Raw genomic sequence first — 25427 nt, forward strand, 5'->3', positions numbered from 1 at the left:
TTCCTCGGGTGTGTGGGTGGTGGTGGGTGCTGGTGTGGTCTGTCATGTGGCGCTCCGGAACACCGCGGGTGCGTGAACGGCGTCGATGTCGACGACGATGCGGGTCTTCTGGTCGTGCGGAACAGTGAATCCGTAGGTGGCGCGGGCGTTGGATCCTGGTGCGAGTTCGCCGGTGAAGTCCTTGGTGCCTTCGGAGTAGGCACCGGTGGCGAGCTGCTCCGGGTTTCCGTAGCGGGCGCTGACGACGACTGCCGAGAGGTCCAGCGGTTTTCCTGTCCCGTTGTGGATCTCGATGTCGTGGAGCTGTTGGGGCGCGCCGACGAGCACTCCGGGTCCGGCGCCGGAGGCGGTGCTCTGCTTGACCGAGGTGACGCGCACGGTGACTTTGTCGGAGTAGTCGACGGTCTCGTTCATCTTCTTCTCGGCGGCAGGCAGCCTGGTTCCGGTCTTGCCGGGGCGTGTGACCGGGGTGATCTCGGTCGGCGCCTTGGGGTCCGGAGGCCTGGTGACCGGCCCCCCGGTCGGCTGAGCGGAAGCCGCCTGCTTCTCCGCATTTCGGCTGGCTTCGGCTTTCGCACTGTCGGAATCTGAGCCGAGAGAACATCCCGCAGTGGATGAAATGATTACTGCCGCAATCGCATACACAGAAAAGCGCATGCTCTTACTTCTTGAGTACTGCATAGGTATTTCCCCCTGCTCGGTGGAACGCCAGTCGCGCACCCCCGGAAGTCAGCGCCCCCCGCGCATGACAGCGACCGCTATGGCTGAACGGCTGTCCAACAGAATACATGGCCGGGCAACTGTCGGGAACGCCATTTCTGCTGGTTGAGAACTTTTCGCAGCGCCACTTCCCGACACCGCCCCTCCCCCGTTCCAGGTAAACCTATGTCATTAATTTGAGATTCTTTGCAGCAGAGTAAATTCCAAGTCGAACACTGTTCTTATAGAGCGTGGTCCTCATCGCACACCTCCGCGAAAAAGTCCCTGTGCGGGCTTTTCGACGAAGGAATATCGACCAGAAGAGAGGAGAAGCACCTACACCCCCAAGGACCTGGCCTGTCTGTGACACCGGAGAGTGCTTCTCCCCGCCGCCCCCCGACGAAGCCTGCACACACTCGCCGCGCCTGTGTCCGGCCGGCTCCCCCACTCGACATGACAGCAGATCGCCACTTCCCGACAGCGACTACGGATGCAAGACTCCCCGTGGTACCCCGAATTCGACAGAACGGCTCGAATTGCTGAATTCTCACGCCCGCCCCGCAGCAGCCCCTTCCTCGACAGGCCCCCCGGCCCACCGGGCCACCTCTGTCGCAGCCAGGCCACAGCACGCCGTCCTGTCTTCCACCTGGCTGGCACGTCCATGGCTGTAGGTCTGGCTCTGCTGTTCTGCGGTGTGCTGGCCTACGGATTCGCCGGGGTCCTGCTGACGTCCGGATCCCAGGTCTCGAAGGGTCCGCTGCGCTCCCGCTCCTGGTGGGCCGGCACGACCTTGCAAGGAGTAGGTTTCCTCGTCACCTTCGCTTCTCGCCACGAATTGCCGTTGCTCCTCGTCCAAGCATCGATCGTGGCCTCGCTGGGGGTCACCGCCACAGTGCAGCAATGGCGCGGAGTGATCAGATTGACCAGTGGGGATTCTCTCGCGATCGGGGGAGTCGTGGCAGGTCTCGCCGGGCTCTCCCTGAGCTCCCGAACCGGCACCGTCGCCCCCGTAGGATGGACAGCTCTTCTCTGTGTCGCAGCCGTTCTCGCAGTGACCACGGCAGCTACGGTCCATGCTTTCCCAGGAGCGACAGCCGGGATCCTATCCGGTCTCTCCTTCGGCGCCGGTGCGATCGCGGCGCGGTTCGTCGCCGCACAGCCCGACAGGTGGGTCGGAACGACCCTGCGATGGTCCTGGACCGACCTGATATGGCTGGTGCTGATCGGTATCGCCATGGTCTCCGGCCAGGCCCATGTCACCCAGGGCCTCAGCCGCGAACACCCCGTCACGGTGTTGGGCTGCATGCACATCGCCGGCACTGTCTTCCCCGCACTGACCGGTGCCTTCATCGCCGGAGAACGACCACGAGAAGGTTTCGTTCTGCTGATGCTCTGCTCGGTGGCAGTCGTCGCGCTGTGCGCCTACCGACTGCTCCGCCTGAAATCCACCCCTTCAGCCGTGGATATCCCGTCGCCAAGGACGTCTGAGTAGAGAGAAGAACCCTTTTCCGCGGGCACCGACAGCTGCAGTCACGCCTCCGGAGCGCCTTCCGAACAGCCGAAGGGCGGCGCACCCTTTACGGGGATGCACCGCCCTTCGGCATGTCGGACGACGCCGAGCAATCAGGCCGAGACGACCTGCAGCTTCAGCGTGGCCTGCACCTCGGGGTGCAGGCGCACCGTCGCCTTGGCGTCGCCGAGGCTACGCACCGGGGCGACGAACTCGATGGTGCGACGGTCGATCTTCATCCCCTCGGCTGCTGCGGCATCGGCCACATCCGCCTGGGAGACCGCACCGAACAGGCGACCGTTGGCCCCTGCGCGAGCAGCGATCTTCAGCGCACGCGACTCGAGCTGACCCTTCAGGCTCTTGGCATCGTCGAGGCTCTTGATAGCCCGCGTCTCCCGCGCCTTACGGATGGAATCGACCTGCTTCTGTCCGCCCTTGGTCCACGGGGTGGCAAGGCCGCGAGGCAACAGGAAGTTACGACCGTAACCGTCCTTCACCTCGACGATGTCACCAGCGGTTCCCAGACCGGAAACTTCGTGCGTCAGGATGAGTTTCATCTGCGTTCTCCTCTCCGGAACGGGCTCAGCGAGCCGAGCTCGAGTAGGGCAGGAGCGCCATCTCGCGGGCGTTCTTCACGGCCTTCGCGATCAGACGCTGCTCCTGCACGGAGACGCCGGTGACCCGACGGGCGCGGATCTTCCCGCGGTCGGAGATGAACTTCCGCAGCAGAGCGGTGTCCTTGTAGTCGATGTTCTCGATCTTGGCGACCTTGAGCGGGTTCGCCTTCTTCTTGGGCTTACGCACAACGGGCTTGGCCATCGTGGTGCTCTCCTTCCGAGAGCCCGGGGAGTGCCCCGGGATGGATTCTTACGTCAGGTTCGCGGTCTGACCCGCGACATGGCCGTGACAGAGGTCGATGGAAAACCACCTCTGACAGGCCTGGTGATACTCGACTCGTCGACGACAGACGAACCCGATCCCGCGGTCGCCTGCCGTCGCACCGTCAGAACGGAGGTTCGTCGTAGCTGGGACCGTTGCCCCAGCCGCCGCCGGCGTTCTTCGCGCCACCGGACGGACCGGTCGCCCACGGGTCGTTCTGCGGTTGCCCGCCCCCGTAGCCGCCGCCCTGCTGGCCACCACCGTTGTTGCCGTAGTTGCCATTGCCGAAGCCGCCGTTGGCGGCCCCACCGGAACCACCGAACCCTTGGTTACCCCCGCCACGCTGGGTACGTGTCACCTTGGCCGAGGCGTACCGGAGAGAGGGGCCGATCTCGTCGACCTCCATCTCCATGACGGTGCGCTTCTGCCCGGTCTCCTTGTCGTCCCAGCTGCGGGACTTCAAACGACCGGTGACGACGACACGGGTACCACGGGACAGCGACTCAGCGACATTCTCGGCCGCATCCCGCCAGATGGAGCAACGCATGAACAGCGTTTCGCCGTCCTTCCATTCGTTGCTCTGCCTGTCGAAGGTACGAGGGGTCGACGCCACAGTGAAGTTGGCGACGGCCGCCCCGGACGGTGTGAACCGCAGTTCGGGGTCAGAAGTGAGATTGCCGATGATCGTCAGAGTCGTCTCGCCGGCCATTCATGTCCCCTCATCGTTGTCGAGTCTCGTGCTGATACGCGTGCGTCACGGCCCTCTCGAAGGAGCAGGCCCTCACGCACACGCGCGGGCGTCAGGCGCCCGGGCGCAGCAGCTTCGTGCGCAGGATCATCTCGGACAGGCCGAGCTGACGGTCCATCTCCTGAGCGGTCGCCGGCTCGGACGTGAAGTTCACGACCACGTAGACGCCCTCGGACTTCTTCTTGATGTCGAAGGCCATACGGCGACGGCCCCACACGTCCACGTTCTCGATCGTGCCCTTGTCGTTCTTCACCACGGTGAGGAACTTCTCGAGCATGGCAGGAACCTGGCGGTCGTCGATCTCAGGGTCGACGATGATCATCATTTCGTACTGACGCATGCGGAACACCCACCTCCTCTGGTCTAGGCGGTCACGGTCTCTCCGTGACAGGAGGGTTGCAGCGTCGTCCTCGCGCCTCGTCCGGCGGATCGGCCGCTGAGAGGCATCCGCGAGTCAACTGTTCAAGGGTACCCGGCCCGAGCGCACCCGCCGAATCCCCGGGACCGGCGTGTGGCTGCTCCTTCTCCCTGCCATCTCAGCGCAGAACCATCGTCAGACGATCCTGACGCCCCGACATCGCCCCGGCCAGCTCGTCGTGCTCGGCGACGTCCTCAGCCATCGTCGCCTCGCCCGGAGAGCAAGCAGGCCGACACCAGGCCTGACGCCAGGCCGACGCCACCAACCAACCGATTCCGGCCAGCCGCACCACGGAGAAGAACAGGAACCAGGGCATCGGCAGCGCACGAGCAGAATCTGACAATCCACCCAGATAGAGCCAGATCGCTACGAAATAGCACAATTCAGCCGACACCCAGATCAGGTGATCCCGCCACCGCAGACCGGCCAGAGCCACCAGCGGGAGCAGCCACAGCGACGACTGCACCGGGATCGTCCGACCGGTGACCAGTGCCAGGCCGACGACGATGATCGCCACCTCGGCGACCGTCGGCCGTCGTGCCGCGGCCAGGGCCACGCCCGCCCCGGCCAGCAGGGCGATCACCCATCCGAGCACCGAGAAGGTCACCGCCCACCCAGCAGTCAGTTCCACCCCCCACAAACGCGGCAGGAACCACAACGATCCGTAGTCAGGTCCTCCGCTGAACCACAACCGATAAGGCGCCAGCAGTCCGCCCAGATCGGACAGCCCCCGCGCCGAACCCGACCACACCGAAAGTCCGAAGACGACGAGGAAGACCCCGCAGAAGGACAACAGGGTCGCCCCTGCCATCGCAGACCACGCACGCAATCGCCCTGATCGCAAGGCCAACAATCCCACGACCAGGACGAGAAGCACCGTATAGGTGCGGGCAGCCGCAGCAGCACCGAAGAGCACCCCGGCCCACTCGGGCCGCTCCCGCGCCCACAGCCACAACGCCGAGGAAGCCAGGGTCACTCCGAAGAGATCCGGCGAGACCAGCGCAGTCGTCACCAGGATCGGACTCGCCGCCACGTGCGCCGCCCGCCACGGCCCCTGAGTGCAGGAACGGGCAGTGACCACGATCAGGACGGCCAGGATCGCCACCGTGAGGACCGCCCACAACACGAAGTTCCACCGCTGTTGGTCGAAAGGCTCCCCCCCGGGAGTGGCGAGCGAGACGGCCCACATCAACATGCCGGTCAGCGGCGGCTGGGAGAACACGGCAGCATTCGGAACATACGGAAAGCTGCCGTCGACGAGCGGAGTACCCGCATACAGGAAGGGCAGATCCGAATAACAAGCCCGCCAGAAAGACTCAGGGGCTCCCCACCCGTTGGCCAGGCAGTGGCCCTTCTGGAAGAGCCCCAACGCGACCATCACCGAACCCACGAAGGTGAGCCCCGCCAACGAGGACCGCCAGACCCGGGCGCCCTCGATGCGGACATGCCGGCCGAGCGACCCACCGAAAAAGGCCGCCGCGGCCCTGGGGACTGGGTCCTGATGAGGATTCGGGATGATTCGCGTGGCCCGCGTCTGCACAGCGCCCTCCTTCATCGGAAACAGTCACCTGGAACCGCGACGGCATATCTCTCTGGGTGGTCTACCTCTGGTCGCCTATCTCGGAGGAGCAGGCGCTTCCCAGGGATTCCGTCCCGGCGGTGCGATCGGAAGCCTCGGATCGGACGGGAATCCTGGAGGATTGTTGGGATCTCCTGGCCTCGACGGCGGCCGGTAGGGATAACCACCGCCACCCGGAGGCCTGCTGTCATAGGGCGGACGCGGCGGGTAGCCGGGGCGCGAGGGGTCATCGGGGAATGACGGCGGCAACGACGGCGTACGGGTCGTCGGAGAAGCCGTCGGGGACTGCGTGGGCCGAGTCGGACGGGGGCTGGACGTCGTGGGGGGCGGCGGCGGCACGTAAACCTTGTCGTCGCCGATACCGGAACGGTTCGGGAGTTCCATGGTCGGCTTACCCTGCAGGATCCCCTTGGTGAACTGGGTCCAGATCTCGACGGGCATCTTGCCCGACTCCAAGCTGGGCAGACCGTTCATCGAGATGGGGGTCTTCCCGTCGGGCCCGGGGAGCTCGATGCCCACAGCGGTGGAGACCTCGGGGGTGAATCCGGCGAACCATGCGGACATGCTCTCCGAGGAGGTTCCGGTCTTACCCGCTGCCGGGCGCCCCAGCGAGGCGGCCGCCGCGGCAGTTCCACCGGGCTGGACCACGGACTTCATCGAGTTGATGGTGTCGGCCGCCACTTCTTTGCTGAAGGCCGAGTTGAGCTCCGGCTTGGTCTCGAAGACCTTCCGGCCGTCGGATTCGGTGACCGATTTCACCATGTACGGCTTCGCGCGCTGCCCCTCACCGGCGATCGTGGCGTAAGCATTGGCCAGGTCGAGCGGCCGCACCGAGGCACTCCCGAGCACATTTCCGACGTTGGACGCCAGGCCCGGAGTATTCGCCGGAGCCTCGCCGTCCTTCGGTGGAATCCCTGCTGCCAACGCGGCTTTGAGGGTGTTGTCCGGTCCGACCTTCTCGTTGAGGCGGACGAAAGCGGTGTTGATCGATCCGGCCATCATCTGGGACATGTCGACCTGCCCGTGGTCGGCGTGGTCCCAGTTGGCCACCGGCTTGGGCTCGCCCGGCACCCGGTAGGGGGTGCCGCTCTCGAATCGGGTGCGGGTGCTGATGCCCTGTTGGAGTGCCGCGATGGTGGTGAAGGCTTTGAAGGTCGACCCGGCCTGCATGTGACCTTGGGTCGCATTGTTGAAGGGGTGCTTCACCGAGTCCTGCCCCCCGTAGAGGGCGAGGACCGCACCGTCCTTGGGTTTGATGGCGACCATGCCGACCCGGACGCCGGCGCCGCGGCCCGACTTGGGCCGGTTGTCCTCGACTGCCTTGACGGCGAGTTCCTGGGTCTTCACGTCGAAGGTGGAGACGATCCGCAGCCCCCGGCGGTCGATGTCCTCCTGTTTGATGCCTTTGTCGAGCAGGTCTGCCTTGACTGCGTTCACCAGGTACCCGTTGGTACCCCCGACCTGCTTCTTCGACTTGTATTCGACGACCTTGGGGAAGGTCATCGACTTGCGTTCGCCTTCGTCGAGCCATTTCTTGGTGACCATGCCGTCGAGGACGTAGTTCCACCGTTCCTCGGCGACCTTCGCGGAAGCCGGGCTCAAAGCGGGGTCGAGGCGGGATGGCTGGTTGATGATCGTGGCGAGGAGCGCGGCTTCGGCCGTGCTGATCTCGTTGACCGGCTTGTTGAAATAAGCCTTGGCTGCGGTCTGAATACCGTAGGCATTACGACCGTAGTAGATCGTGTTGAGATAGTTCTCCAGGATTTGGTCCTTGCTCATCTCCCGGTCGATCTTCACCGAGATGATGATTTCTTTTCCTTTACGGGAAAGGGTCTGGTCCTGGGTGAGGAAGTAGTTCTTGACGTACTGCTGGGTGATGGTCGATCCACCGCCGGCGTCAGCTTGACCCCGCAGGGTACGCACCACGGCGCGGCCGATACCTGAGATCGACACACCGCCGTTCTCGTAATAGTCGCGGTCCTCCGCAGCGATCACGGCGCGGCGGGCCGTGAGGGGGATCTGCGACAGGGGGACGGACTCTCGGTTGACCTCGGAGAGCCTGTCGAGCTCGGTCTTGCCGTCGGCGTAGTAGACGATCGAGGCCTCGGCCTTGGCCAGGTCGTTGGGGGAGGGGATGTCGATCATCGAGTAGGCGACCCCCGCCAACCCGATGCTGAGAAGCGTCATCGCCAGGAAGGTCAGGCCCACTCCCTTCCAGGTGATGAAGCGGCGGCGGCGCGGTGGTCCGCCCGGCCTTCGAGGTCTCTTCCGGCGGAAACGGCTCAGGACCCCACCCTGGGCTCGACCGACGTACACCCCGGCGGGTGTCCGAATCACCCCGCCGCGTGGACCACTGGACTGCGTCACGCGATTCACTCCCGTTCGGTGCTCCGTGCCCGGCTTCTCATCGCTTCAAAATCCGCCACGAGGCACATGGACGTTCATCTCAGTATGACGATCAGAGTTTCCGTAAAACTCCCCGACACCCTCTCGAATGCCCGGCAGCATGCCATCCGGACCTGTGCTCGAGCCAGGGAGAGCGCTTTCCGCTGCCGGGGACGTGTCGGATCACACATGGATACACACCTCGGCAAATAGGTGACAAACACAGCCTTTGTCACCTAGTCTCGAGCCGCGCGGCACCGATGCCGACATGAAGGACATTTCCTGTAGCACCGCAACACCCTCTCCATTCACCACTAAGAGCGCTGTGCTGCACCCATATTCATCGGAAGGGATATCCATGACAGCCATCCGCGTCGCCCTCGCAGGCGTCGGGAACTGCGCCAGCTCACTGGTCCAAGGCGTGCACCACTACCGGGACGCCGACCCCACCGGCACGGTCCCCGGGTTGATGCACGTCGACTTCGGCGGCTACCACGTCCGCGACGTCGAGTTCGTCGCCGCCTTCGACGTCGACGCGAAGAAGGTCGGCCTCGACCTGGCCCAAGCCATCAACGCCAGCGAGAACAACACCATCCGCATCTGCGAGGTCCCGGAGCTCGGAGTCACCGTGCAACGCGGGCACACCTTCGACGGCCTCGGCAAGTACTACCGGCAAACCATCGAGGAATCGACCGAGTCCCCCGTGGACATCGTCCGAACCCTCAAGGAACGCCGAGTAGACGTCCTGGTCAGCTACCTCCCCGTCGGTTCCGAGGACGCCGACACCTTCTACGCCCAGTGCGCCATCGACGCCGGCTGTGCCTTCGTCAACGCCCTGCCCGTCTTCATCGCCTCCGACCCGGTCTGGGCGAAGAAATTCGAGGACGCCGGCGTCCCGATCATCGGCGACGACATCAAATCCCAGGTCGGTGCCACCATCACCCACCGCGTGATGGCCAAGCTCTTCGAAGACCGTGGCGTCGTACTCGACCGCACCTACCAGCTCAACGTGGGCGGCAACATGGACTTCAAGAACATGCTCGAGCGCGAGCGCCTCGAGTCGAAGAAGATCTCCAAGACCCAGTCGGTCACCTCCAACCTGGAAGGCCCGTTGGCGGGTAAGAAGGAAGACCGCAATGTCCATATCGGCCCGTCCGACTACGTCGCCTGGCTCGACGACCGTAAATGGGCCTATGTCCGCCTCGAGGGGCGGGCCTTCGGTGACGTCCCGCTGAATCTGGAGTACAAGTTGGAGGTCTGGGACTCCCCCAACTCCGCCGGCATCATCATCGATGCCATCCGTGCAGCCAAGCTGGGCCTCGACCGTGGGATCGGGGGGCCGCTGCTCTCACCCGCGGCCTACTTGATGAAGTCCCCGCCGGAACAGCGTCCTGACGACATCGGTCGCGCCCAGGTGGAGGCCTTCATCCGTGGCGAGGTCGATCGCTGACCCCTCGCATTCGCGAGTGTCGAGTCCGCCCGGGTGACATGCGCCGCTCGGAGGCTGCCCCAGCTGCTGTGGCCGGTGTCCCTGCAGCTTCTCCAGGCAGTCTCCGGGCGGCGCATCAGGTGAAGCCGCCCGCCCGCTGCCGTCGCAGTTCTTCTCACCGGACTCAGGCGTTGACCACGGATTGAACTGACGTTTAATATCTTGAATATGAGTTCAATCAACGGGGATCTCACCACCAGAGCACGCATCCGCAATGCCGCCCTGGCCGAGTTCGCCGCCACCGGATTGAACAGAACCACCATCCGAGCCATCGCGGCCCGCGCAGAAGTCTCCCCCGCTCTGGTCATCCACCACTTCGGCAGCAAAGACGGACTCAGAGCCGCCTGCGACGAACACCTCCTCCACTGGCTCCGCACCGAGAACACGGCAGCCTTCGCCGGGCTCCAACTCCCTACACGGGCCGAATACATGCGCGCTCAAACAGAGTTCACCACCCTCTACGGCTATCTACGATGCGTCGTCACCGATGGCGGCCCAGCAGCCGACCAACTCTTCGACCAGATCGTCGACGACACCGAGAGCTTCCTCGCCCTCGGAGAAGAAGCCGGAACCGTCCGCCCCTCCCCGGACCCCCGCGCCAGAGCCGTCATCTCCTCGGCCATCGGCCTCGGACTCCTCGCCTTCGACGAACAGATCGCCAGACACCTCGGCGGAAAATCCCTCCTCGACCCCCACGTCCTCGACCGTTACATCGCCTACACCCTGGACCTGTACACCCACGGAATGCTCACCACCCCCATCACCTTCGCGAACGACCCAGAAACCCGCCAGGAAGACAACCGGGAAAGGACACCACCCACCGGAACGGAGTGAACGAGATGACAGCAGTCATCGACATCGCCGACCTTCACAAGAGCTACGGGACACACCGCGCATTACGAGGCATCGACCTCCATCTCGCCCCCGGCGAGGTGTACGGATTCATCGGCCCCAACGGCGCAGGCAAGACCACCACCATGCGCATCCTGCTCGACATCCTCCGCCCCGACCGCGGCACCGTCCGACTCCTCGGACAAGACCCCCGCACCGGTGGAGCGACACTCCGTTCCCGGATCGGATATCTCCCGGGCGAGCTACGCCTCGACGGCCGCTACGACGTCGCCACCCTGCTGGACCACTACCTCGACCTGTCCACCCACGAACAGAAACGTCGTCTCCCCAGTTGGATCCCCCTCGCCGAGCGCCTCGGACTCGACCCCACCAGACAGGTCAGAGGCCTCTCCAAGGGAAACAAACAGAAAGTCGGCCTCGTACAGGCCTTCATGCATCAGCCGGAACTCCTGATCCTCGACGAACCGACATCCGGATTGGACCCTCTCGTCCAAGCCGAGTTCATCACCATGGTCCGCGAAGTCCAACAGGACGGCCGCACGATCTTCCTGTCCAGTCACGTCCTCTCCGAGGTCGAACACACCGCCGACCGTGTCGCGATCCTCCGCGAAGGGCTCATCGCCCAGGAATCGACCGTCGACGAACTACGACACTCACTCGGCCTACGCCTGCGACTCAGCCTGGCGGAGAAAGTCGGAACAGAGCACTTCATCGGCCTACCCGGCGTCCGCACGGTCACCGTCGCCGCGCCCCGACCCGCAGCCCAGGCCGAGACCACCGACCTCGTCCTCGACCTCGACGGAACCCCGGACGCAGTCGTCAAGACCGCCTCCAGATACACCGTCCTCTCCCTGGAGGCCGAACGGCCCGACCTCGAAGAAGTCGTGATGCGCCTGTACACCCACGACGATCAGGAAGGACAGCGATGAACACCGCACCCCTGTATCGACGGTGGCTGGCAGACCACCACCGTCAGACCCTCAGCTGGACAGCAGGACTCATCGGCGTCTGTCTGCTCTACCTACCACTCTTCCCGTCCATGCGGGACAGCGGACTCATCGGCGACAAGCTGAACGTCATGCCGAAAGAAATGATCGAGACCTTCGGCATGGACATCATGACCATGTCCACCGGCTGGGGATACACCCACCAGACGGTCTTCGGCATGCTCGGCCTACTCCTACTCCTGGTGCTGGCCGTCAGCCAGGGCGCAGCCGCCGTCGCCGGCGACGAGGAATCAGGCACGCTGGAACTGACCCTGTCCCATGCCACCGACCGACGCTCCGTCCTGACCGCCCGGCTGCTCGCCGTCACCAGCATCATCATCGGGACGACCGCTGCCCTCACGCTCGGAGTAACCGCACTCGCCGTCCCCGCAGGATTGGAACTCACTGCACTCGGCCTGTTCGCCGAAGGCACCGCGCTCGCCCTGCTCGTCCTCACTCATGGCTTGATCGCGCTGTCCGTGGGCGCGACGACCGGACGGAGGACGGTGGCCGTGGGTGCCGCCACCGTGGTCGGCGTGCTGGGCTGGTTCGCCCACAACATGGGTGCCAGAGCCGCTTCCTGGCTTCCCGACCTGTCGCCTTTCCACTGGGCCTTCCGCGCACAACCACTGCAGGGCGAGGTGGACCTCCCCGGCCTGTGCGCTTTGGGAGCGACTTGTCTGGTCCTGGCCATGACCGCCTACGTGGGTTTCTCCCGCCGGGATCTACGCACCTGATCTGCCGTTCAGGCCTGGGTGCGGCCTTCCTCGTCCCACCAGCGGCGTAGTTCCGCCTCGGCTGCTTCCTTGCCGATGGGGCCCTGGTCGAGACGGACCGCGAGGAGATGTTTGTAGGCCCTGCCCAGCAGAGGACCCGGCGAAATACCCAGAACGGCGGCGATCTCGTTCCCGTCGAGTTCGGGACGGACCTTCTTCAGCTCTTCCTGGGCGGTGAGGCGCTCGATCCTGCCTTCGAGGCTGTCGTAGGTCCGCGAGAGGCGTGTCGCCTTACGTGCATTTCGGGTGGTGCAGTCCGCCCGGGTCAACCGGTGAAGGTGTGGGAGGAGGTCGCCGGCATCGGTGACATAGCGGCGTACTGCCGAGTCGGTCCATTCTCCGGTGCCATAGCCGTGGAACCTCAGGTGCAGTTCCACCAGGCGTGCTACGGCCTTCGTCGTCTCCTTGTCGTAACGCAGCGCACGCAGACGTCTGGTCGTCATCTTCGCGCCGACCACTTCGTGGTGGTGGAAGCTGACCCCGCCTCCGGGTTCGAATCGACGGGTCGCCGGTTTGCCGATGTCGTGGAGCAGCGCGGCCAGGCGCAGGACAAGGTCGGGGCGGGGTACTTCTCCGCTGATCCGATTTCCTGCTGAGCTTCCTCGGGGGTCTTCCTCGGCGGGGACCGTCTCCAGCGCGATGGCCTGGCGCAGCACGGTCAGGGAGTGTTCGTAGACGTCTTTGTGTCGATGGTGTTCGTCGATCTCGAGTTGGAGTGCCGGTAGTTCCGGCATGACCTGGGTGGCCAGCCCGGTGTCGACGAAGGCTCGGATGCCGGCCACGGGATCGGCGGAGACCATCAGTTTGTTGAACTCGTCACGGATGCGTTCTGCGGAGACGATCTCCAGTGAGGCGGCCATCTGACACATGGCTTCCCGGACGGCCGGGTCGAGCTCGAATCCGAGCTGGGCGACGAAGCGTGCTGCCCGCATCATCCGGAGCGGGTCGTCACCGAAACTGACCTCGGCGGGCCCTGGCGTCCGTAGACGTCGGGCAGCCAGGTCCTCCAGCCCTCCGTGCGGGTCGACGAACTCGAGTGCAGGAAGTCTCAACGCCATGGCGTTGACGGTGAAGTCCCGGCGGACGAGGTCGTCGACCAGGTTGTCCCCGAAGGCCACGACCGGTTTACGACTGGCACCGTCGTAGGCGTCGGCCCGGTATGTGGTGATCTCCACCGTCTGATCCACTTTGCGCAACCCGATGGTGCCGAAGGCGCGACCCATGTCCCATTGGGCGTCGGCCCACCGGGAGGTGATCGACTCGATCTCCTCCGGACGTGCGGACGTGGTCAGGTCAAGATCGAGCGAGCCCCGGCCTAGGAAGGCGTCCCGGACAGGACCGCCCACCAGCGCCAGTTCGTGCCCGGCTTCGGAGAAGAGGACGCCCAGTTCCTGGAGCAGGGGAAGCACCGGCGCGAGACGGCGAACCGCTTCCTTCAGAAGAACATCGACAGAAGAGTTATGGGAGTCCGACACAATCCCCAAGGGTAAAGGAGTTGACCGTTCCGGACCGACGTCGTCCCAACCGTTGTGGCCTCGGTGGGCAGCGCCTGAACACAGGGCCCCTGGCCGCTTCGGCGAGGACGGTACGGCGACATAGCGAGCGCTGGCGGGCCGGTTACAGTGGCAGAATGACCCTGCCTCCGCGACCTGATCGGCTGCCTCGCCGGTTGCCTGCGGTGCTTGAGACCTCGGCAGGGGGGATCGTCGTCGATGTGGTCGAGGGGCAGGCCCGGATCGCCGTGATCGCTCGTCGGAACAGAGCCGGACGCATTGAGTGGTGCCTGCCCAAAGGTCATCAGGAAGGCGATGAAACACTGGAGGAGACTGCAGCCCGAGAGGTCGCCGAGGAGACCGGCATCGAGGGCCGTGTCCTGACGGTGCTGGGCACGATCGACTACTGGTTTTCCACTCAGGAGAAGCGCATCCACAAGGTCGTACACCACTATCTCTTGGAGGCCATCGGCGGCGAGCTGACCGTCGAGAACGACCCCGATCACGAGGCCATCGACGTAAAGTGGTTCCCACTCACCACAGTTCACGAGAAACTGACCTTTCCCAACGAACGACGCATCGCCCGCCTGGCTTGGGAGAGGCTGGCCGGACAACAATGACCTCCCAGCAGCTGTCCCGGCTGTCGGTGTCCCGATGGCCGCAGAGGCGGTGGTTGCCGTCTGCGCTCACCGTCGTCATCGTGTGTGGTTCCCTCGCCCCGGCGTCCGCTTTCGGGAGCATCTCGTCATCGGTCACGGTGTCGACGGTCTCCGGAGTCGGTATGGACGACCCGCTGCCCTCGGAGGTCCCGGGCACTCCCGGGGATGCTGCTTCTCGTAGCGACCGGCCGGGGAACCCGCCTCATCCTGACCTGCTCCCCCGCACGAATACAGCGGCGGAGATGCACATCCGGTTGGATTCGGTGAGCCCGTCGGTGGTTGCTCCCGGGTCACCGGTCGAGGTCCGGGTCACCATCAGTAACGAGTCGAAGTCCGAGGCCGCCGATGCCAAGCTGAAAGTCCGGATCGGTCGGCCCGCTGGGTCCCGGAGCGAGCTCGACAACGAGCAGCGGCCGTCCGCGTTGTCTCAGGTCCTGCCCGATCTGCCCATCATGACCCTCCCTGCAGGGGCGTCGACTTCGATTCCGATCACTATTCCCGCCGCGAAGATTCCGCTGTCGAAACCATTCGGTGTGCTTCCGCTGATGGTGGAGGTCACGCGAGGTCGTCAGAGCTCCACCTTGACCACTTTTTTGCCGTTCATGCAGGTCAAGGAGTTCGAACCGCTTTCGTTGGCGGTGACCGTCCCGGTGACCCCCGATGCCAATCCCCAGTTGAACAGTGCAGATTTGGCTGTTCAGGAGAATGCGTGGGCGCAGTCGACCGGCAGCGGCAGCCGGGTGGACCGTATCTTGTCCGGCACGGCCAACAGCCAGGTGACCTATGCCGTCGACCCGGCCCTGTTGGGGACGAATACGCCTGTGACATCGACACCTTCCCCAACGTCTCCGGCCGCCACACCGTCGGTGAATGCGCAGAACGGCAGCAAGGACGCTCCGGGAACACCTCCTCCCGAGCTACCGCTCCCGCACAGTCCTTCCCGTGCGGCGTTGACCTCCCGGTTGGCGACGGCGGCCAAGAACCACCCGGTCTGGGAGCTTCCTCAGGACGATCCTGATCTCGCACAGGTCATGCGCAGTGAGTCACCACCTCCGCTCCTGGAACGTCTGGTCCGTTCGGACGGTCAGCTCGGCCGTCGCCTGTCGCCCTCGTCGTTGAAGAAGGTCGTCTGGCCTCAGACGTCCTTGACCTCCTCCGAAAGACGTCAGGTCGCCGGCGCCCACGGGAAGGCCGCTCCGGACGCCTTGGTCTTGCCGCTGTCCGAGACGCAGGAGCCGGGCACCACGGGTGATGCTTCCCGCAGGTTCGGGGACGGCACGAAGGTCGTGGCCTACGACGAGAAGCTGAGCCGCATCCTGGCGAACAGCAGCACCTCGTCCAGCGCAGGTCTGGTGCAGCGTTTCCTCGCCGAGACGATGGCGATCCTGCAGGAATCGCCAGGGCGGGCCCGTCGAGTGTTGGCCGTGGCGCCGCGTAATTTCGATCCCGATTCGGGCACTCTGGCGACTCTGATGAAAACGATCTCGGGGACGCCGTGGGTACGGCCGGTGGACAGTACCTCCCTGATCGCGGCTGCCGGCGAGCCGGATGCAGCGACGGCGGTCTCGTCCGCCGATGCCAAGTCCGCGACAGGGGTTCCGGGCGACCCGCTGCAGGTCGGAGCGTCCCCGTTGAATCGACAGCAGCTGTCCGAGGTACGTGATGACCTGCGCCGTCTCGAGGGCCTGGCTGCAGTGCTCCCGGCTGGGGCACCGAGCCCCGCGATCGTGCACAAGGTCAATCTGAGTCTGCTCTCGACTCGGTGGCGAGGTTCGTTGGATGCCTGGCGGGAAGCGAAGCGGGTCACCGGTGAGCGGGTCAACCATCTGATCGGCGGCGTCTCGGTCGCGCCGACGCAGGTTAATTTCTTCGCTGAATCCGGTACTCTTCAGGTCACTGTCGTCAATACCTTGGATTCCGAGGTTCGTGAGGTACGTCTACGCCTCGTCCCACAAGGGCGCAGTCCCCGATTGCGTGTTCCCCGTGAGCCTTATCTGCTCACTATTGCTGCGCGCAGCCGTGCAGTCGTCAAAGTCCCAGCTGAGGCGATTGCGGCAGGGCCAGCGGTCGTGTCTGCGGAAGTGAGCAGTCCGTCCGGCACTAGGCTCGGGGCTCAGGACACCACACTGACGATTCAAGTGCAGCCGACAAATGGGTGGCTCATCCTCGCTCTGGGTGGAGCGGCAGGAGCGGTCTTTCTTGTCGGACTTCTACGCACAATTCGCCGGAACCGTCCCCGTCTGAGCGCGGAGGACCTCAAGGAGATCGACATCGAATGAGCACCGGGACCAGCGCCGAGGGACCCGCCAGAACGCGGGACGACGGGGCCCCTTCGACAAAGGGTGACGGTGTTGCCCGAGGCAGTGTTCTCATGGCCTCGGGCAGTCTCGTATCTCGAGGGCTAGGCGTAGTCCGGACGTCGTTGATCGCTGGGCTTTTCGGGACCCATACGGCTTCGGGCGACGCCTGGCAGGTGGCCAATACCCTGCCGACTACCGTCTACATGTTGTTGGCAGCAGGTGTCATCAATGCAGTTTTTGTGCCGCAGCTGGCCAAAGCGGCTGAACAGCCTGACGGTGGGAAGGATTTCGTCGATCGGCTGATCACTCTTTCTTTGCTCTGCCTGGGTGGGGTCACTCTTCTGGCTATTCCTTTGGCCCCGTGGCTGGTCACTGCCTTTGCCAGTCATTGGCCGGAGAGCACGTTCAACCTTTCGGTGCAATTTGCCTATGTTGTGCTGCCGGCAATCTTCTTCTACGGGCTGTATGCGGTCCTGGGACAAATCCTCAGCGCGAAGAACCATTTCGGCGCTTATGGCTGGGCTCCTGCGGCATGCAATATCGTCTGGCTGGTCGGTCTCGGCACTTTCATGTTGATGTACCCGGGCCAGGGCGCCAAGGTTGAGGACTGGACCGGACCGATGATCCTCATCGTGGGTGGGTCGTTGACCGCAGGGGTGGCACTTCAGGCGTTGGTGCTGCTGATCCCCTTGTGGCGCATAGGTTGGCGTTACCGACCCCGTTTCGGTTTCCGTGGGGTCGGGCTTCGTAGTGCCAGCCATGTCGCGGGGTGGACCTTCGCGGGTATCGCCGTCACCCAGGCTGCGATGGCCGTCACGTCCAATGTGCTCACCTCGTCGAATGGAAAGGGCGTTAGCCGACTCGGCTATGACAGCGTCTTCTTTCTCTTCATGACGCCGCACGGTCTGATTTCGGTCTCCCTGGCGACCGCGCTTTTCACCGCGATGTCGACGGCCGCTGCGCATGGTGACCTGATCGGTGTCCGCGCTCAGCTTCGACGGGGATTGAGGCTGATTGGTGTCGCCACTATTCCCACCACGATCGCTGGCCTGTGTGTCGCCACAGCAGGAACGGCCATTGTTTTCCCAGCCAATGATCTGGCGGACACCCGTGCGATGGCAGATGTGTTCCTGCTGTTGATCCTGGCGTTGCTCCCGTATGGCGTGATGTTCTTGGTCCAACGGGTTTTCTATGCTTTCGAGGACGCGAAGACTCCGTTCTACTTGTCCGCATTGGCTGCGGCGATCTTCGCCGGTGTCTCGTGGGCGTCGACCTGGATTCTGGAACCGCAACATCTCGCATTGGGGGTTGCAGCTGCGGCCACCCTTTCCGATATCATCGCGGCGATCATCGGTATGCGGTGGGCTGCGGATCGTCTCGGTGGCATGCAGTTACTCGATGTCTGGGAGACGTGGACGAGATCTCTTTTCGCGTCGCTCGGTGCTGGATTGCTGACGTTGTTCGTGGTCGGCGTCTGCCAGGTTTTCGTCCCGGGGAGACTGGGCGCCCTGGTCATTCTGATCGGCGGCGGCGCTTTCTACGGAGTGACATATCTGGGCGCTGGACGTTGGCTCCGTATCCGCGAACTGGATGACCTTTTAGGACCGGTACTCAAACGACTGCCCGGAGGCGTGGGCAGGAGCGGACGGCATCGGCCATGACACTCGACCGCATCTAAAATGGCGAAACGACGGGACGGGCTCGCCAGGCGGCGCGCCGACATCACCAAGGAGGCGCCGTGCAGGACATAGCTCCCGGTCGTACTATCGGCGGCCGGTACACCCTCAACGAACGTCGGCTGGCCTCCGCCGACGGTGTCGAGGCATGGAGCGCCACGGACACCACTCTCCAGGCGGAGATCACCGTGACGTTGTTCTCCTCGGCCTCGAAAACCTCAGCAGCGGTCCTGGACGCGGCCCGACGTGCTGCGCATGTCCAGGACCACCGGTTGGTCCGCATCCTCGACGTCGGCAGTGCCGACAACCTGTCCTGGATCGTGGAGGAGCATCACGAGAGTGCACGCAATCTCATCGAGATCGTCGAGGAACGTCCACTGAACGGTGAGGAGGCTCGGACCGTTCTGGGAGAAGCAGCCTCCTGCCTGGCGACCGCTGCCCGCCGAGGCATGCACCATCTACGGCTCACTCCCTACTCTGTGCTGATCACCCAGGACGGTGATGTGAAGCTCACCGGGTTGGGCACTGTCCTCGCTCTCGAAGGAGAAGAGGAGCCGCCCCGACATCGAGCCGAATTGCTCGACACCTTGGGGCTTCTCGGGATCGCTTACTACTCGCTGACGACGCGTTGGCCCTTCCCCAAGGAGGTGCCCGGCATCCTGCCCGCGCCCCGGGTGGTGGGTGGCGTTCCGGCGCCTTCTGAGATCGCAGCCGGCGTGCCGGCCGACCTCGACATGCTGTGCCGTAAGGCCTTGAACGGTCATGCCGGTCCGAAGAGCCCCGGCCAGCTGGCGCAGGAGGTACTTCCGTGGCAACCGTCCATACGGGGTGATCGTTCCGCTCCTTCTCCTGCTCCTTTGATCGAGGCGGGCAAGAAGCCTGCAGACCCGGAGCAGAAGTCCCTGGAGAAGCCCGTGCCGGTGCCGGCAGATACCGGTGCGATGACACAGCCGCTGCGGAAGTCGGCGGTGGCGAAGGCCGCAGCCATGGCGAAAGCCGTCGGCGCGGGGGCTGGCATGACCGCGGCTTCGGTCAAGGGTGATAGCGCGCCTCCTCCGGATCCGGACCAACTCACCCAGCCTTTGGTGAAACGTAAGACCGCGCAGGTCAAGGAGCTGCTCACCCAACCGTTGGCGAAGCGTAAGCCACCGCTGGGGCCGCAGGGCGCGCAGAGGTCATCTCCTGACGGGAGCGGATCGAGTTCAGTTGGTCCGGTCCCGCAGAAGTCGACCGGAAAGGGACCTGCAGCCGGGCCCTCGGGACCGAAGAACGGCAAGGGCCTGGCTGCCGGGGTGGAGTCGACAGCGAAGAGCAGCAGCGACGGTGGGAAGAAAGCGGAACCGGGAACCTCCGACGACAAGAAGGCCAAACTCGGCACCTTCGCGCGTGCAGCGGCTGACAAGGCTCAGCTCAAGCGGGAGAGCATGTCGGCGCGTCTGGCTGCGGAGCGTGCCGCGCAGAACCGCCCGCATAAGGCCGTCCATCTGTCCGATATCCCTGATTCAAATGTCGGATTCGAGTCCCCCGCACCGTTGATCCAGGTCGATCCCGACGAAAAGCCAGGCACTCATTCCCGGCTCGTTCTGGGTGTGATCTCAGCGGTCTGCGTCGTCGCTTTCATCCTGGCCATGGTGGTCGTGATCAGCAGCATCGGCAGTCTGACCGGTCAGGACTCGAAGGCAGCGCCGGGGGCGACTCCCTCGGCGTCGGCGACTTCGTCCTCTTCGCCGTCGTCGTCGTCGGAAACTCCACGTACGCCGGTGCGTATCCGGGACGGTGTGGCCGTCGATCCCGATGGTGACGGCAAGGAGAACGACAACCAGATCCCCCGTGCCTTCGACGGTGACGCGCAGACGAAGTGGCAGTCGGAGCGGTACAACGCCGACCCCAACTGGGGTGGTACCAAAGGTGTCGGGGTTGCTTTCCGGCTGACTTCGCCCAAGGCCTTGAAAAAGGTGACGCTGACCTTCGGCCAGGTCGGTCAGACCGGCAGCATCTACGTGGGTTCCCGGCCTCAGATCTCGTCGTCCACCAAGGTCGGTGAATTCAAGGATGCCAGTGGTCAGACAGAGGTCGAACTGACCAATGCTGACGAAGCCCAGTACGTGATTGTCTGGTTCACCAAGGCGACGAGGGACAGCGGAGGATACCGGGTATCACTTCACGAGATCGTCCCTGTGGGATGACCGCTCCGTTCCTGGACGTCGTGAGCGCCTCGGATCGTGATCTGCTCAGCGCACATAGCGCAGGGCATCCCGAGGCTTTCGCCGAGTTGTTCCGACGGCACCAGGATCGGATGTGGGCGGTGGCGCTGCGGACCACCGGTGATCGTGAAATGGCGGCAGATGCCGTCCAGGAAGCTTTTCTGTCGGCTTTTCGTAAAGCTGATTCGTTCCGCGGAGAATCACAGGTCACGACCTGGTTGCACCGCATCGTCATCAACACCTGTCTGGACCGGCTACGCCGGATCCGACCCACTGCGGACTTGGACGACGTCCCGGCGACGCTCCTGGCCGAAACAGGCCGGTATACCGAGTCCGTGGACACCGCTTTGACGGTACAGGCCGCTTTACGAACGCTTCCGGACGGTCAGCGTGCGGCTCTCGTCCTCGTGGACATGCACGGGCTGCCTGTTGCCGAGGCCGCTCATATTCTGGATGTGGCCGAGGGGACCGTGAAATCCCGCTGCGCGCGAGGTCGAGCTGCACTGTCGTCCCTATTACGGGGTTCTTCCCATGACGGAAATTCCTCGTAGAGCAGGGGCTCGAGGACTTCTTCAGGTGCTTCTGCATCCTGTCCGACGGAACCAACCTTCCGCATGAAACGTCGAAAAGACTGAACACCTACCGCCGTGAGCAACTCCTGCGGCGCTTCCCTTCAGCGCACGTCAACGATCAGAGGTGACTGTGACCGGCTCAGATGCGCCCGACAGGCGCCGCAACCGTGAAGAGGACCCTACTGGCGTCCATGACTTGTTGTCCTCATTACCCGAGCCCGGTCCGATGCCACCCGATTTGGTGGAACGTATCAATGCCTCTCTGAGGCAAGAGGCCGAGCTGCGGAAAAACTCCCAGGACAATGTCACTTACGCACTCTTCGCCGGGCGGACGACTCGTTCTCATCATGGTCGTTCCTGGCAGGTGGCGGCAGGGGCTGCGATCTTCCTGACTGCTACTGCTGCGGCCGTTGCCGGGTTGGGTGGCTCGGGGGAGGGGCTGGTCGGGATGTTGAGCTCTCCTCTTCAGAAGGCTTCGCCGGCAGCGTCGTCCTCGGCCACGAGTGCACCGAATGCTTTCGTCGGGCAGAACCTTCCCAGTAAGGACAAGGCTTCAGCGGCCCGTGGTACGCCCGTCTTCAAGCTGAGCACCGGAGGATATTCGGCACGCACCCTCCTCGAACAGGCCAAGGCTCTTTCGCAGGAGAGTTCGGTGGGGATGTCCGAGGGCGCTCCGGAGTCCCCGCACATCGGACCGATCGGCACCCCGTTGGGGCTCTCCTCCTGTCTGAAGGCGTTGGGGTTGCCGGGGGACAGCAGAGCGGTGGTGGACATCTCCACCTATGAGGGGAAGCCGTCAGCGGTGATCGTCACCCGCGTCGGTGAACATGATCAGGTCCACGTGGTGAAACGCAGCTGTTCCGAGGGTTCTCCGGAGCTAATGGTCGGCCCTTACTCCCTATGAGAGACGGATCAGCTAAATTGTCTTCTTGGACAATCAAATTCACAAACCCTCGGGGTACTCACGAACCCTACTTCCCCGCCAGGGTGTGACCACTCGGAGCTTGCGCCTGGAATGATGGGGGTCCGGACTGCGTTGCACACGGCCAGTGACGGTTCAGCACTCGACCCGAGGGAACCTTGACAGCAAGGAGCAGCATGAGCACCACGGACGTGCGCAATGTCATCATCATCGGTTCCGGACCTGCCGGTTACACCGCTGCGGTCTATGCGGCCAGGGCCAACCTGAGCCCCCTCGTCTTCACCGGTTCGGTGACCGCGGGCGGCGCGCTGATGAACACCACCGAGGTGGAAAACTTCCCGGGGTTCCCCGAAGGCATCATGGGACCCGACCTCATGGACAACATGCGTGCGCAGGCTGAGCGTTTCGGTGCCGAGCTGGTGGCCGACGATGTCATGTCTGTCGACCTGACCGGGGAGATCAAGACGGTCACCGATGGCGCTGGGGTGACCCACCAGGCACATGCGGTGATCCTGGCGATGGGTTCGGCCTATCGGGAGCTCGGTCTGCCCGACGAAAAGCGTCTTTCCGGCCGTGGGGTGAGCTGGTGCGCTACCTGTGACGGGTTCTTCTTCCGTAACCAGGACATCGTGGTTGTCGGTGGCGGAGACTCCGCGGTCGAGGAGGCCACCTTCCTGACGAAGTTCGCGCGATCGGTCACCCTCGTCCACCGTCGTGACGAATTGCGTGCCAGCAAGATCATGGCCGAGCGTGCGCACAGCAATGAGAAGGTCAAATTCGCTTGGAACTCGCAGGTCGTCGGGATCCAGGGCGAGGACAAGGTCACCGGCATCACCTTGCAGGACACTCAGACCGGTGAACAACGCTCCATCGAAGCCACCGGCGTCTTCATCGCCATCGGTCACGACCCTCGCAACGAGCTCGTGCGCGGCCAGGTCGAACTCGATGACGAAGGCTACGTGCGATGCCTCGAGCGCAGCAGCCGCACTAACCTGAGCGGTGTCTTCGCTTGCGGTGACCTCGTCGACCACACCTACCGTCAGGCCATCACCGCTGCTGGGTCCGGATGCTCTGCCGCGCTGGACGCTGAACGCTACCTGGCTTCCCTGGAGGGTTGACGGGTTACTCCACCGAAAGGTGACCACCTCTTCGAGGTTCGGATCAACCGGCTCTCGACTCTCGACCGACATTCTCAGATCTGAGATGAACTGACGAAAGGACCCTGACTCATGGGAGCTGTGCGCGCTACCTCCGATGCCACCTTCTTCGAGGACGTACTGAGCAGCGACAAGCCGGTGCTCGTCGACTTCTGGGCCGAGTGGTGTGGCCCGTGCCGCAAGGTTGCTCCGATCCTGGACGAGATCGCAGCCGAGCACGGTGACAAGCTGACAATCGTGAAGCTGGACATCGAGGCCAACCAGGAGACCGCGGCGCAGTACGGCATCGTGAGCATCCCGACGATGAATGTCTACTCCGGCGGCCAGGTCGTCAAGTCCATCACCGGCGCACGTCCGAAGCCCATGCTCCTGAAGGAACTCGCCGAGTTCATCTGAGCACAGCCAGTGCGTCGGCTCCGATAGGGCACTGGGTTCGCACCGACTGGTCCGACCCTTGTAGCCCGGAGCAGGAAAAGCTTGAACGCGCGCGGGGCATGTTTCACGTGAAACATGCCCCGCGCGCGTTCTTTCAATAGCTTCAGAGTCCTACGTCTGCGCTCAGGTCGAGGTCATCACCAGCCCGGTTTCAGTCGTCCGTAGGACCTGGGGAAGGGAAACCCCAACTCAACACCTGAGGAAGCTCTCCCTCCGCCAGAGCTCGGAACACCCGATGCTCGTGAGGAACAACTGGCTCAGGAAGATCACTCAGTTCGCACCACCTGAGTTCCGCAGCTCTGTGTGCTTCTTGGAGAGAAAACTCGCCTTCCCATTGATCACAGGCGAAATAAACATCGACACGCTGATTGACGGGTTGGTCGTCCTCATGCCGACGATGCACCACCGTGAGCGGCACGAGATCCTCTTCACGGATAACGACCCCAAGCTCTTCGGCTGCTTCGCGAACCGCCGCTCCGAAGAAACTTTCACCGGCTTCGACATGACCGGCGGCACCACACGCCCAGTGCCCATCCATGAAACCGGTACCTTGTCGCAGCTGAAGCAGCACCTGCCGCTGTCCGTCGAGACGTCGTCGGAAAATCACGTATACCGCGGGTACCAGGGCAAAGCGCACAGACTCCATAGGTTCCACGCTATCGCTCACGAGCCGCAGCACCGTCTGAAGGCACGCAGAATCCTCTTCAGTCGGAGAGCTGGTCGGCCTGTTCACTTGCTGCCACGTTGAGTGCTTTCCTGCTCGAGCACCTTCATGATGCGGTCAAGGTCTTCCACTGAAGCGAACTCGACCGTGAGACGGCCCTTGCGTTGACCCATCACCACACTGACCCTGGTGTCGAGCCGGTTGGACAAAGCTGTGGCCACTTCCTCTAAACGCCCATCCGTAATCGGACCGCTACGCGCCCGGCGTCGGGAAGCAGACTCCATCGGCATCGCTCCCAGTGTAATGATCTCCTCGACGTTGCGGACCGACAACCCTTCGGCGACGATGCGCTGAGCCAAACGCTCCATCGCTGCAGGATCGTCCAAACCAAGGAGAGCCCGAGCATGGCCAGCATTGAGGACACCAGCGGCTAACCGCCGGGCCACCAGGGGTGGCAACTTCAGCAAGCGCAGAGTATTTGAGATCTGCGGACGGGAACGCCCGATCCGTTGAGCCAGTTCTTCGTGCGTACAAGCGAAATCGTCGAGCAGTTGCTGGTATGCGGCGGCTTCTTCCAACGGATTGAGTTGGCTGCGGTGCAGGTTCTCGAGTAGGGCATCGCGCAGAAGATCGTCGTCCGTGGTTTCCCGGATGATCGCAGGGATCGTTTGCTCACCAGCTTCCTGGGATGCACGCCATCGGCGCTCTCCCATGACCAGCTCGAAACGTGCATGACCGTCCGGGTCTTCCTCCGTCCCCTGCCCTGGAACTACTGCACGAACTACGATCGGCTGAAGAACACCGATTTCACGAATACTGGTGACAAGCTCATCCAACTCATCAGGATCGAAGACTGTCCGTGGTTGCCGCGGATTTGGCCGGATATCCGTCAATACGATCTCGGCAAAGCGTGCCCCGGGGACGTCTCGAAGTCCATCCTCCGATTCCTGTCGATGCCCGCTTCCTCGCTGCTGTTCCACAGAAGCTCCCTGATCGAGGGCAGAACTGGGGCGGATTCCGTTTT

General features: G+C 63.7%; 23 protein-coding genes. 13 read left to right on the forward strand and 10 right to left on the reverse strand.

Going from position 1 to position 25427, the window contains the following annotated elements:
• Positions 1-42: 42 nt before the first annotated feature.
• Positions 43-657, reverse strand: a complete 615-nt coding sequence (locus AUCHE_RS17010) for a hypothetical protein (RefSeq protein WP_006503795.1) — start codon at positions 655-657, stop codon at positions 43-45.
• A gap of 703 nt (positions 658-1360) precedes the next feature.
• On the opposite strand from AUCHE_RS17010, the gene AUCHE_RS13050 reads away from it, so the two are divergent.
• Positions 1361-2191 (forward strand): hypothetical protein, encoded by an 831-nt coding sequence (locus tag AUCHE_RS13050; RefSeq protein ID WP_006503796.1) that lies wholly within the window; start codon positions 1361-1363, stop codon positions 2189-2191.
• 131 nt (positions 2192-2322) lie between these two features.
• On the opposite strand, the gene rplI is transcribed toward AUCHE_RS13050, so the two are convergent.
• The 6 genes from rplI to AUCHE_RS13080 all read right to left on the reverse strand — a co-directional run bounded on the left by rplI (position 2323) and on the right by AUCHE_RS13080 (position 8020).
• Positions 2323-2766, reverse strand: a complete 444-nt coding sequence (gene rplI / locus AUCHE_RS13055) for a 50S ribosomal protein L9 (RefSeq protein ID WP_006503797.1) — start codon at positions 2764-2766, stop codon at positions 2323-2325.
• 25 nt (positions 2767-2791) lie between these two features.
• On the reverse strand, positions 2792-3028 hold the full coding sequence (gene rpsR / locus AUCHE_RS13060) for a 30S ribosomal protein S18 (RefSeq protein WP_006503798.1): 237 nt from the start codon (positions 3026-3028) through the stop codon (positions 2792-2794).
• Between the two features lie 184 nt (positions 3029-3212).
• The gene (locus AUCHE_RS13065; RefSeq protein WP_006503799.1) at positions 3213-3797 is read right to left on the reverse strand and encodes a single-stranded DNA-binding protein; all 585 of its coding nucleotides are present in this window, start codon (positions 3795-3797) and stop codon (positions 3213-3215) included.
• Between the two features lie 91 nt (positions 3798-3888).
• Positions 3889-4176 carry a 30S ribosomal protein S6 gene (gene rpsF / locus AUCHE_RS13070; protein ID WP_040322556.1) on the reverse strand — a complete coding sequence of 96 codons (288 nt, stop codon included), beginning with the start codon at positions 4174-4176 and terminating at the stop codon, positions 3889-3891.
• A gap of 196 nt (positions 4177-4372) precedes the next feature.
• Positions 4373-5794, reverse strand: a complete 1422-nt coding sequence (locus AUCHE_RS13075) for a glycosyltransferase family 87 protein (RefSeq protein ID WP_006503801.1) — start codon at positions 5792-5794, stop codon at positions 4373-4375.
• Between the two features lie 75 nt (positions 5795-5869).
• Positions 5870-8020 (reverse strand): transglycosylase domain-containing protein, encoded by a 2151-nt coding sequence (locus AUCHE_RS13080; RefSeq protein ID WP_143115247.1) that lies wholly within the window; start codon positions 8018-8020, stop codon positions 5870-5872.
• A 556-nt stretch (positions 8021-8576) separates the two neighbouring features.
• Here AUCHE_RS13080 and AUCHE_RS13085 point away from each other — a divergent pair.
• The 4 genes from AUCHE_RS13085 (at position 8577) to AUCHE_RS13100 (ending at position 12282) form a co-directional block, all read left to right on the forward strand.
• On the forward strand, positions 8577-9668 hold the full coding sequence (locus AUCHE_RS13085) for an inositol-3-phosphate synthase (RefSeq protein ID WP_006503803.1): 1092 nt from the start codon (positions 8577-8579) through the stop codon (positions 9666-9668).
• A gap of 207 nt (positions 9669-9875) precedes the next feature.
• Entirely contained in the window at positions 9876-10541 is a 666-nt protein-coding gene (locus tag AUCHE_RS13090; RefSeq protein WP_006503804.1) for a TetR family transcriptional regulator, read from the forward strand.
• Between the two features lie 5 nt (positions 10542-10546).
• The gene (locus tag AUCHE_RS13095) at positions 10547-11488 is read left to right on the forward strand and encodes an ABC transporter ATP-binding protein (protein ID WP_006503805.1); all 942 of its coding nucleotides are present in this window, start codon (positions 10547-10549) and stop codon (positions 11486-11488) included.
• Positions 11485-12282: an ABC transporter permease subunit gene (locus AUCHE_RS13100; RefSeq protein ID WP_006503806.1), complete on the forward strand. Its 798-nt coding sequence runs from the start codon at positions 11485-11487 to the stop codon at positions 12280-12282. Before AUCHE_RS13095 ends, AUCHE_RS13100 begins: the two co-directional genes overlap by 4 nt.
• A gap of 8 nt (positions 12283-12290) precedes the next feature.
• On the opposite strand, the gene AUCHE_RS13105 is transcribed toward AUCHE_RS13100, so the two are convergent.
• Positions 12291-13805 (reverse strand): CCA tRNA nucleotidyltransferase, encoded by a 1515-nt coding sequence (locus tag AUCHE_RS13105; protein ID WP_407639828.1) that lies wholly within the window; start codon positions 13803-13805, stop codon positions 12291-12293.
• A gap of 146 nt (positions 13806-13951) precedes the next feature.
• On the opposite strand from AUCHE_RS13105, the gene AUCHE_RS13110 reads away from it, so the two are divergent.
• The 8 genes from AUCHE_RS13110 to trxA all read left to right on the forward strand — a co-directional run bounded on the left by AUCHE_RS13110 (position 13952) and on the right by trxA (position 23700).
• Complete coding sequence (locus AUCHE_RS13110) at positions 13952-14434, forward strand: NUDIX hydrolase (protein ID WP_006503808.1); 483 nt, start codon at positions 13952-13954, stop codon at positions 14432-14434.
• Positions 14431-16752: a DUF6049 family protein gene (locus tag AUCHE_RS13115; protein ID WP_006503809.1), complete on the forward strand. Its 2322-nt coding sequence runs from the start codon at positions 14431-14433 to the stop codon at positions 16750-16752. The genes AUCHE_RS13110 and AUCHE_RS13115 overlap by 4 nt, the downstream gene beginning before the upstream one ends.
• Positions 16753-16844: 92 nt before the next feature.
• Positions 16845-18434 (forward strand): murein biosynthesis integral membrane protein MurJ, encoded by a 1590-nt coding sequence (gene murJ, locus AUCHE_RS13120; RefSeq protein WP_074788567.1) that lies wholly within the window; start codon positions 16845-16847, stop codon positions 18432-18434.
• 77 nt (positions 18435-18511) lie between these two features.
• A complete protein-coding gene (locus AUCHE_RS13125) occupies positions 18512-20635 on the forward strand; it encodes a protein kinase family protein (RefSeq protein WP_006503811.1) in 2124 nt (707 codons plus the stop codon).
• Positions 20632-21204 (forward strand): RNA polymerase sigma factor SigM, encoded by a 573-nt coding sequence (sigM, locus tag AUCHE_RS13130; protein WP_006503812.1) that lies wholly within the window; start codon positions 20632-20634, stop codon positions 21202-21204. Before AUCHE_RS13125 ends, sigM begins: the two co-directional genes overlap by 4 nt.
• Before the next feature lie 247 nt (positions 21205-21451).
• Positions 21452-22129, forward strand: coding sequence for a hypothetical protein (locus AUCHE_RS13135; protein WP_006503813.1), 678 nt, complete (start codon positions 21452-21454; stop codon positions 22127-22129).
• A 194-nt stretch (positions 22130-22323) separates the two neighbouring features.
• The gene (gene trxB / locus AUCHE_RS13140) at positions 22324-23265 is read left to right on the forward strand and encodes a thioredoxin-disulfide reductase (RefSeq protein ID WP_006503814.1); all 942 of its coding nucleotides are present in this window, start codon (positions 22324-22326) and stop codon (positions 23263-23265) included.
• Between the two features lie 111 nt (positions 23266-23376).
• Positions 23377-23700 (forward strand): thioredoxin, encoded by a 324-nt coding sequence (trxA, locus tag AUCHE_RS13145; protein ID WP_006503815.1) that lies wholly within the window; start codon positions 23377-23379, stop codon positions 23698-23700.
• Between the two features lie 190 nt (positions 23701-23890).
• Here the strand turns inward: trxA and AUCHE_RS16355 are convergent, their stop codons facing one another.
• Positions 23891-24385: an NUDIX domain-containing protein gene (locus tag AUCHE_RS16355; RefSeq protein WP_074788568.1), complete on the reverse strand. Its 495-nt coding sequence runs from the start codon at positions 24383-24385 to the stop codon at positions 23891-23893.
• Between the two features lie 83 nt (positions 24386-24468).
• Positions 24469-25383 (reverse strand): ParB/RepB/Spo0J family partition protein, encoded by a 915-nt coding sequence (locus tag AUCHE_RS13155; RefSeq protein ID WP_006503817.1) that lies wholly within the window; start codon positions 25381-25383, stop codon positions 24469-24471.
• Positions 25384-25427 lie beyond the last annotated feature (44 nt).

It is taken from the genome of Austwickia chelonae NBRC 105200, assembly GCF_000298175.1.
Lineage (GTDB): Bacteria > Actinomycetota > Actinomycetes > Actinomycetales > Dermatophilaceae > Austwickia > Austwickia chelonae.